At 53.8% G+C, this 9,542-nt stretch carries 8 protein-coding genes; all 8 read right to left on the bottom strand.

What is annotated here, in order from left to right; translation table 11 throughout:
* On the bottom strand, positions 1-3,099 hold a 3,099-nt coding region (locus tag C5687_RS06075), incomplete at its 3' end, for a TipJ family phage tail tip protein (protein WP_238380450.1).
* A gap of 53 nt (positions 3,100-3,152) precedes the next feature.
* Positions 3,153-3,761 (bottom strand): tail assembly protein, encoded by a 609-nt coding sequence (locus C5687_RS06070; protein WP_001158650.1) that lies wholly within the window; start codon positions 3,759-3,761, stop codon positions 3,153-3,155.
* Between the two features lie 49 nt (positions 3,762-3,810).
* Positions 3,811-4,035: a YebO family protein gene (locus tag C5687_RS06065; RefSeq protein ID WP_015980116.1), complete on the bottom strand. Its 225-nt coding sequence runs from the start codon at positions 4,033-4,035 to the stop codon at positions 3,811-3,813.
* A 47-nt stretch (positions 4,036-4,082) separates the two neighbouring features.
* A complete protein-coding gene (locus C5687_RS06060; protein WP_104556603.1) occupies positions 4,083-4,793 on the bottom strand; it encodes a C40 family peptidase in 711 nt (236 codons plus the stop codon).
* Between the two features lies 1 nt (position 4,794).
* Positions 4,795-5,553: a phage minor tail protein L gene (locus C5687_RS06055; protein ID WP_000055653.1), complete on the bottom strand. Its 759-nt coding sequence runs from the start codon at positions 5,551-5,553 to the stop codon at positions 4,795-4,797.
* Positions 5,550-5,888 carry a phage tail protein gene (locus tag C5687_RS06050; protein ID WP_104556602.1) on the bottom strand — a complete coding sequence of 113 codons (339 nt, stop codon included), beginning with the start codon at positions 5,886-5,888 and terminating at the stop codon, positions 5,550-5,552. The genes C5687_RS06055 and C5687_RS06050 overlap by 4 nt, the downstream gene beginning before the upstream one ends.
* 2 nt (positions 5,889-5,890) lie before the next feature.
* Positions 5,891-9,223 (bottom strand): phage tail tape measure protein, encoded by a 3,333-nt coding sequence (locus tag C5687_RS06045; protein WP_104556601.1) that lies wholly within the window; start codon positions 9,221-9,223, stop codon positions 5,891-5,893.
* A gap of 34 nt (positions 9,224-9,257) precedes the next feature.
* Positions 9,258-9,521, bottom strand: coding sequence for a phage tail assembly protein T (locus tag C5687_RS06040; protein ID WP_104556600.1), 264 nt, complete (start codon positions 9,519-9,521; stop codon positions 9,258-9,260).
* Positions 9,522-9,542: the final 21 nt, after the last annotated feature.

Raw genomic sequence — 9,542 nt, 5'->3', positions numbered from 1 at the left:
CTGGACGCTCAGGAGGTTGCGCTGGTTAACCTGCGCGAGCGTACTCGTTATTAGCGCGATAGCATTGTTCTGAATACCGCCGCTGGCCTTATCAGTTTGTGCACCCAGCTCTTCCAGGCGTGATGCCATTGAGGAATCGAGGTCCGTGACAACCTGGCTAAGGTCAGTGATTGATGCTGTATTCTGAGCACCTACAGCAGCTGCTGAATCAGCTTTGTCAGATGCGGCCTGAGTGGTAGCCGTCAATTGACTTACCGCAGAAGCGCGCGCTTCAGTTTCCGTAGCTAACGCCTGGCGAACATCAGTAATACCCGCTTCATTCTGTGCAGTTTTCGCCTCTAGACGAGTAACATCCGTGACGCGTGCCTCCGTCTCAGTGGCGATCACCTCCCGGAGCTGTTCGAAGGTCGCAGAGTTAGCGCCCTGCTGGGCTGTCTGCCGCACGACAACATCAGCAATAGCAAGCGCGTTGCCGATGATTGCTTCTGCTGTCTGCTTATTCGATCCAACCGCCGCTGCAAGACCGTTTGCATTCTCTTTGATTGCATCAGCCAGTTCTGCGAACTTTTCACTGCTCTCCACCGCGCTCTCGATCAGGTCTTTGAACGTCTCGGAGTCTTTAATTTCCTCCAGGATCACATCTGTGATGTCGGAAACATCGATGCTGGCTTGTCCTCGCACCCATTCTGTGTACCCTGATTCGTTGCCGCTGCGGTCCACCAGCTGCGCGCGGTACCAGAAAATCTGCCCAGCCTTAAGGCCCATCTGCTGATATTTGCGCTGCGGATAAGGCACATCGGCCAGCAGCATCGCATCGTCTTCGGTACCGGTCAGGCTGTACTGAATTTCCGTCTTCAGCGTGTCGTCGGTATTCGCCGGGAATCCCCAGTTCAGCTCGATACCGAATACCACGTTTTCAGAAGCGATGAAGCCAACCGGCTTAGGTGGATTGCCCACTTTACCCGTCAGCGTTTTCTCTTCTGAATAGCCCCATCCGGATGAAATTTCTGCGGCATTGATTGCGCGCACGCGCACCAGGTAGCGCCCGGCATAAATCCCCGGGACGTCGAATGACGTGGTGGAGCTGCGCGGTACGTTAACCCAGTTCCCGTCGTTGCGGCGCCATTGCGCTTCATAGGCGATAGCGTTCTGCGCCTGGTCCCAGCTCACGCGCATTGTTTCGACGCTGATGTTTTGCTGAACCACGGAAAACGAGCTGATCACGATGTTCGCAGGCGGCGACTGGTTACCCGGCGGGATCACGCTCACCGGCCGCTGGTCAATGATGGCTCCGGTATCGATACGGGCATATTTATCCGGATCGTGCGACGCGCCGGTGATTGAGAAAGTGCCATCCCCGTTGTCGGAGACGCTGACAACACGATACTGCTGCGCGTAGAGCTCGTCCGATTCAACCACCCAAACAGCTTCGGCCTGTGGCGTCTCACTGTATGCCGTGGTGACCGTGACTGATTCCCCGTTCACGGCCTGAATGGTCCTGCTCTGCGACGCTCCGGAAGGCAGGTTGAGAATAAGGCGATCACCTGCTGCTGCGTCTGCCACGCGGTCAAGTTTGATAACGCGACCGTTAACAGCGCTGATACGTCCGCCCATAACTTTTCCGGAAAGCAGCTCGTCTGCCACGGCGATGATGTAGCCTGGCTGCGGGATGTTGCCGTCCAGCCCGACATCAAACGAAACAACGCGATCCTTGTTGTTGGTGAGAATACCCCAGCGCCCCTTTCGGTTCGCTTCTGACTGTCTGGTGCAGCCGATGGCTGTCATTTCCAGCTGATTGAAGCCGTATCGCGCCACCAGCGCCTGCTCAAATACCGGCTCCATCGCGTCGGCATAAGCGTTACCCGGGTCTGACCATGAAACCAGCGCTGTGGTGTAGCGGCTTTTCGTGGTGCTGCTCGAATAGGTGAATCGACCGCCAACAACGTTAGCGCGCGTGTAGCTGTAATCAACATCGCGCGGCATGTCAGCCAGGGCCACAATCTGATCCCCGCCCCAGTAGGTCATGCCACGGAAGATAGCAGCAAAATCGCGCAGGACTGTGTAGGCGTCGTTCCGGTCCTGAATGTACACGTTGCAGGTGTAACGTGGCTCGGTACCGTTGCCTCCTTTGCCGTCTGGTACCATCTGATCACAATACTGGGCAACCTGATAAAGCGTCCATTTATCGATGTTAGCGGCAGTCAAACGGTGACCGAGGCCGAACCGGTCAGAAACAACCAGATCGTAAAAAATCCACGCAGGGTTATCCGTCCATGCCCACTTAAACGCCCCGGTCCATGTCCCGCTGTAAGAGCGGGTTTCCGGGTCGTAAGTATCAGGAACCCGAATAACGCGGCCACGAGGCTCACAGGAGATCTGAGGTATAGAGCCATTAAACTGGCTGGAGTCGAATTCAATGTAGAGAAGCGCGGTGTTCGGATATCGCAATTTCGCATCAATCACCTCAGTGAAGCTCTGTAGCGTCATCGTGTCGCCGATTTTCGCGCTGTTGGCGTCAGCGGTAATTTTGCGTAGTCTGATTGTCCAGGTGCTGCCCGCCTGAGGTAAATCAATACGGTGGCTACGTTCATAACCTGAGGTCGTTTTCCCGGTCACACTGGTATTGAGGACTGTCTGCCATGTCCCGCCGTCCGTCTGCAAGTCAATCGCATAATTAACCGAGTAACCAACCAGATCGCCATCGTCCTCCTGCTTGAAAAGCGAAGGCCATTTCAGGCGTAAACGAACCGCCGAAAGCTGTGTATTGGTGAAGGTTCGTGTCCACGCTGTACCGCTCGTTACCTCGGTTCCCACGCTGATTTCGTTTTCGGTACCGGGAATGCCCTGAATGTACTTCTGGGCCTGAGTACCCGAGCGAAATTCCCACGTAACGCCGCTGAAGTTTTGGGAGCCGTCGGCGTTCTCCAGCGCCGTTCCGTCCAGGTAGATATCCTTCCCGGTGAGCTGTCCAGCAAACTCCCCTTCCCCAAGCGCAACGAGGATCTTGGCCTTCGCTACAGATTGCAGATCATCAGGCTGTTCGGTAGGAGTTCGGGAGCTGGAACTCCCCCCTTTTCGTCCGGTAATTGTTTTAGCCATATCGCGCCCATAAAAAAAGCCACCCGAAGGTGGCTTGTAAAAAGGTTTGTTATCTACTGCTGATCTTCGACATAAATTCCTGCAGAAATAATCGCTCCGCCGATTCGACGCTTACCATAAAGCAGAGGCACCGGGTACCCCTGTGCCGCGGTGTTTGTAACACCGCCGAATGCATACGATGCACGGTTATCTGCGCTTTGTTTGCTGGCTATGCCTGATGGCTGTGGTGAAAGAAGCTGAATAACCCCACCGAGGACCAACGAGGCGCCAGTGGCAGCAGCAAACCCCGTCAATCCACCAGCAGCGAAAGCAGCGCCAATACCGCCAGGGCCAGTCAATACAGCAGCAGTAATAAGCACGGCCCCTAGGATTGTCTGCAAAAGACCAGCCTTTTTACTCCCTATTACTACAGGGACAATCCGGATCACTTCGCCGGTGACGGGAAAGCCGAGATCATCAACGCCAATATTCTTTTTATCTCTATAAACGGCATACGTCAGCCCTCGGGCTTTGCTTGTGTTTAAGAATTTCTCGAATCCATTGATGGTTTTCGCGAGTGCATTAATGGCTTCAGCAGTAGTGCGAACCAGACGGTGATGAACCCTTCCATATGTCTTAGCTAGCACGCCACTTAGCTCAATTCTTGTCATTACCTCTTGCATGCTGCCCCCATAAAAAAACCACCCGTAGGTGGTTTGTTAATTTACGCTCTCAAAGCCCAGCTTTTTTCCTTGCTTCTTCAAGGTAGTTTTCTTTCGACTGGTCTTTGTTATTTGCCTCGAAGTTTGGATCTACTATTTTTGATAATTTCTGGTCGATAGACTCAAGTAATTCAACCTGCCTGTTCGCTCTGACGCTGGCGCGGTTGATGAAAAACCAGAGAATTAACCCAATAAAAATACCGACGAAGATCCAACCAAACCCAACTGTATACATATCGTTCTCCTTGCTGTGTACTACACGATAGTATCAGTGACAGTTTGTTAAATAAAATTCTGATGTCTAAGAATCTTCATCGTCCTTTCCTGCCAGTAGCCCCCATACGGCACGCGCTGGCTCAGATGTCCGTACAGGTGGTGCAGCAGCATATTTCCCTCCAGCAGAATTCCCGCGTGGTTCCACTTATCAGCCTGGACCTGCATGATCACCATATCGCCGGGTTTCGGTGGCCCGTCGAATTCACGGAATCCGCACTCATACCAGCAATCCTGATAGAAGTTGTCTGGATAGTCGTTTTCCCACCAGGGATAATCCACACGGTAATCGTGGAGCTCGATACCATGCGTTTGCCGGAAATAGCTCATTACCAGCCCCCAGCAGTCGAAATGTCCAAGCACAAACGGACGCTCCAGCAGCGGCAGTTCTCCGCGCGGCTGGATGGTGCGTAAATCACCCTCCGGCCAGCTCACAATATGCCAGGGTAAAAGCGTTGCGTCGCATTGCGCTTTATCCAGTTCGCTCGGTTGCGTTGTGGCGTCAGGGTGACTGTGAACGATGGCGATCACCGTTCCCCAGTCTTCAGCAGTTGCATAGTCTTCGGGGCAAAGGACAAAATTGTCTTCCGGCGCCGCGGCAAGATTCCGGCACGGGAAATAACGTTCAACGCGGCTTTTCTGCGCCACCACGCCGCAGCACTCGCGAGGGTATTCAGCAGCAGCATGCGCCATAATCGCATCGATGGTTTTCTGACGCATATCAACTCCTGATCAAAGACGTGCCCGGGAAGCCACCAAATGAGAGTTCGTTATTTTCGCCGAATCGGAGTTTGCAGGCCGTCAGCGTGCCGTTGCATTCATCCAGCGACGGATCGCTTACCGGGTTGTTGTTTTTGTCGAAATAGCGGGTGCCGGCATAGTCGCAGCCGTCGCCGGTACGATATTTATTCCGGATGCACCAGGTACACAGGGAATGAAGCTGTCGCGTCGGGATCATTTGCCCCTGCAGGTCCATCGGGCTGGACAGAGCAAATTCAACGGTTTCACCGGCAAGCTCGCCCGTTTTCCCGTCGATATACCAGACCTGCAGCTTCTCCTGAGTCGGGTCTGCTGTGGGGTTGCCGTCTGCGAAATTTCTGGCATCGAGATATTTCTCTTTTGTGTCGTGAATAGTGACTTTCGCCTGCAGCAGATCGTCATAGGCAAGACACAGAGCAGAAATGGAGCTTTCGATGTTCGCAACCGTCAGTGATGGTGTTGCATTACTCCCACTGGTTGATTTCTCCAGACCTTCCAGTTGATACGGCCAGGCGGCGTATTCATTTCCCTGCCACCAGATTGGTTTCGCCGGAAGCTTGGACTCATCCCCACCAGCGGCGATTATTTCCGCTTCCGTGTGGGGAATGCTGTAATTGTGAAAGCGGAGAACGTCCGTTAGCCCAAAGGAAGAACCGTCCACCTCAATCAGACGAACATCGTTTCCGGATTCCAGCTTCTGATAATCTGCGTTTAAGCTCATGGTTTAAATGCCTGGATGAATGTTGCTTCAAGGTTGAATTTTCCCGCGCCAAGCCCGGTGGGTTTATACGTTTCGCAACGATACAAACCCAAAGGTTCGAGCGGTGGCTTCCACTGAAAGGCTTTCGTTCCTTCATGCCTGTCGAGAAAAGTCTTTATGGCAGAAATGTAGGTTTCGTTGCCAGTGAAGTTGAGCGTCCATTGCTGACTCCTCGGGTTTAGTCCATCCCCTGAAACCTGCTCATATCCATCGCCAAACTGGGCTTTTCTGACGCGGAAACTTGTATCAGCCTCCGCGTTAATCCGTGGGCACCAGGTGAAAGTTTCAATGGCCATAATTATCGGGTTCCTTTCATTGCGTTCCAGATGTCGCCGCCGGGACGAATGTCACGCATCACATTCTGCTTATAACGCTGATCAACGAATCGACCGACATCAGCGCCAAATTGCTCAAGTCCAGGTGAAGTTTGTGTAGTGGTATTTCCGTTCCCGTCGATGGTTATATAGACCTGCGGTGCAGAAGATGTAGCCTGTCCGCCGCCAGTTCCAACAGAACGAACACCGAGAGAACCATCCGGCGCGCGGGTCAGCGGCATGATCGCCTCCGGCCCAGCCTCGCCCATGATTCCTGCCCCGCCTTTTGCGAAAGCGAACATCGTGGGGTTTCTGACGATCCCATTACTGAAAGCGCTCAGAGAGGGGGAGTCATAAACGCCGCCTTTGGCGTTAAACTGGAAGTTCGATCCGTAACTGGAAACCGCCGTACCGGTGCTGGCTGATGCTCCCGCCCCGCCCCCGAAGAAGCTGCCTACACTGCCGATGAGAGAGCCAAAGATGCCAGAACCGGAAGAGGCCCCACCCATCGCGCTAACCACCGCCATCTGCAGAGCCACTTTTTCGATAATCTGCAGGACAGAAATACCCCACGATTTCCAGCTAACCTTATTGCCTTCTAGCATTGAGGTGACGTTACCAAAAGCGCTGTCGAGTGTGGTTTTCACCCCATCAGAAACCGTGCCGGATACGTTACTGATTTCATCAAACCAGTTTGCATAGCCGCGTGATACTCCGGACATCCAGTCCGCTTCAGCTGCTGCAATAGCCTTGTATTTCTTATCCAGAGCATCGAGGGCTGCGGCGCGCTGCGCGATGGCCTCGGTACCGCCGTCCGTTTTAGCAAAAACACGGTAGATCTGTTGCGTCTCGTCGAACCGGCTGCGCTGGCGATCGCTCATGCCTGCGGTTTCGGTTGTCAGCGCTGCATCATCGTTAAATTTGCGCGCGGCTTCCGTCAGGTCTTTCAGCGCGTCGGCCTGCTCACGCACTTTTTTAACGTGATCGTCAGCGAGTTGCGTCAGCCTGGCGAGTTCAGCAGACTGAGCCTGAATGGCTTTACGCTGCTCATCCGTCCATTTTGCGCCGGTCTGGTTTGCGGCGGCATAAAGCTCGGCGGCCTGCTCACCTTCTGAAGCACGGACTTTCTGTACTTCAATCGCAACACTGAGATCAGCCATTTTACGGCTGTACTGCTCAGCCTGCTGGGCGGCATCTCGATCTGCCTTTTCAGCAGCGCGCGTGGCGTCTGATTTTGCCTTCTGCGCAGCAGCAACATTTTGAGTATTGTTGTACTCATCCTCTGCGGCTTTGATATAGGAGGCTGCATAAGTGGCATTTTCCGGACCGGTGCGCCCCATCTTTTGCAGATCGTACTGAGCCTGCTGACGTACCTTTTCAATACCCGTTAAACTTGCAAGGCTGGCTTGTTGCTGTTTCTGCAATAATGTCTGCGCATCTTTGTCAGAAACAGTAGCCTGCGGCAAACGGAATGGGCTGGCGGTCAGCGAATTATTATGCTCAATGGCGGCATTGATGCCATCGAGGACCTGCCTGAATGCTGCCCCCTGCCCGGTCATCTGCAACAGGTTGCTGTAATACACATTCGCCGCTGCAGCATTCTGACGCAACAGAACATTATGCCTGTCGGTTGTGGCGACTAACTGTTTTGATACCTCGTCACGCCGACGCTCAGCATCGGCAAGTTGACCATTAATCTCAACCAGCGACTCCTGGGCTGTATTGTATGACCAACTCCCCTCTTCGCTGTTTTTCATCGCAGCACGGGCGTTGTACTGCTGCTGCGTCAACTCTGCGATTTTGCTGTTGAGCTTTGAGATCTCTTCAGCCTGTGCCCTCATTGATACAGCAGTTTTATCAATCTCGTTGCTGTTATTCCCCTGCACCACCAGACCTGAGACAGGCTTTGCATTGGCGATCGCCTCCCCATATTCCAGAGCGGATTTTCTGGCCTGTTCATTCTTTTCATAGACATAAAGCCAGGCGGCACCCATCGCAAGAATGGCCCCAGGGATGCCACCAACAAGAGATAACAAGCCATTAGCCCCTGTCCTGAGCATGCTGACGGTGCCTGTAACCTTATTAAGGCTATCCTGGGAGGCAGAAACTGCCCGGTTAGACTGGATAAGACGCGCATTCGCAGCAATCATTTCGCTGCGTTTTTTTATCAGATTGTCTGTCGCAATCATCGAGGCGTTAGAGCCTTTTGCAACATTCGTTTCTGCCAGGGCAAGGTTATAAGCTGATGTTGCTGCTTCTGCATCGGCAGCAGCTTTGCGCTGAACCTGAGCAGCAGCGTAAGCCTGCGCGCTGGCAAGGCTCACCTGGCTTTTATAGTTGTTGAGTAATTCACTGGTTGCCGTCGCTGCACTACTGGCCACATTACCAAAATAGCGGGCAACGCCAACGGCAGTTAAAACACCGAGTCCGTTAGCGACTCCGGTAATATTATTGGCGAGGCCGTCAAGTACACCAGCTAGAGCAGAGGAAGCCCCGACAGCATCATTCGCGCCTCCTACCCATGCCATGAAGGCATTTTCAACTTTCTGCGCCGATCCGCTGACACTGGCTGGCAGCGTATCGAACTCCTTGCGAAGTTGATCGACGTTGGTCAGCAGTGGCATGATTTTTTCGGTGGTCAGCTGGCCGTTATTTGCCATGTTGCGCAAGCCGCCGACCGTCGTACCCAGCCCGTCAGCAAGTAACTTCGCCAGTCTTCCGCCGCTCTCCATGATGGCATTAAACTCTTCCCCTCGCAGAACGCCTGAACCCAGCGCCTGGCTCAACTGTGTGATAACGGAACTCGCCTCTTCTGTGCTTGCGCCAGACAGCTTCAGTGAGGTTGCTACGGTTTCCGTAACTTTTGCGACGTCAGCAGAAGCGTAACCGGCATCACGAAGGGACTGCGCAATTCTGCTGTACAGGTTGCTGTTTGCCTCGAGGGATGTTCCGGTACGCTGGCTAATCTCCATCAGCACGCGCTGGGATTGCACGTAATCCTCGCTGGAAGAGGACGCAAGGCGAAGACGCCCGTTCAACTGGTTCCACGTGTCGGCAAACTGAATCAGCTGATGCGTGGCAAATGCACCAGCCCATGCACCGGCAAGCCCGGCAGCTGAAGATCGCACGGCTGCAAGCTGAGAGTTCAGGTCAGCCAAAGAACGCTGAGTTTCACGCGTTGCCGCTGCAGCTTTTTTCCCGCCCTGTTCCATAGTGCGGTAGTAATCGGTTCCCATGCGGGACGCTCTGGCGATCTCTGACTGGAAAGAAGATGAGTTCGCCGAAATTTTGATGATTAGCTCGCGCAGCGTTGCCATATTTCACCCATAAAAAAGCCCGCAGCCGCGGGCATCAAAGACTGGACATCCATTCTTCAAGTTTAGAGACTTCAGCGCCTTCTTCCTGCTCACCCCATTTCAGCATCACGTCAGGAATGGTGAATTTCCCGCCCTGAGAGTTCAGCATTGCAACGGAGATCTGCGCCGCCTGAGCATCGGCGCGCCAGTCACCAATCGGACTGATGCGGTCGAACTCGATCCACATTTTGAGCTCGCTGGCGGTCATGGTCTGGAGCAGTTCGTGGAGAGTGCGCCCCAACCGGAGCGCCAGCGACATCAGGAAGAAGGTCAGCGGCTG

The organism is Enterobacter sichuanensis, assembly GCF_002939185.1.
Lineage (GTDB): Bacteria > Pseudomonadota > Gammaproteobacteria > Enterobacterales > Enterobacteriaceae > Enterobacter > Enterobacter sichuanensis.
This window is presented reverse-complemented; position numbering and strand designations above follow the sequence as displayed.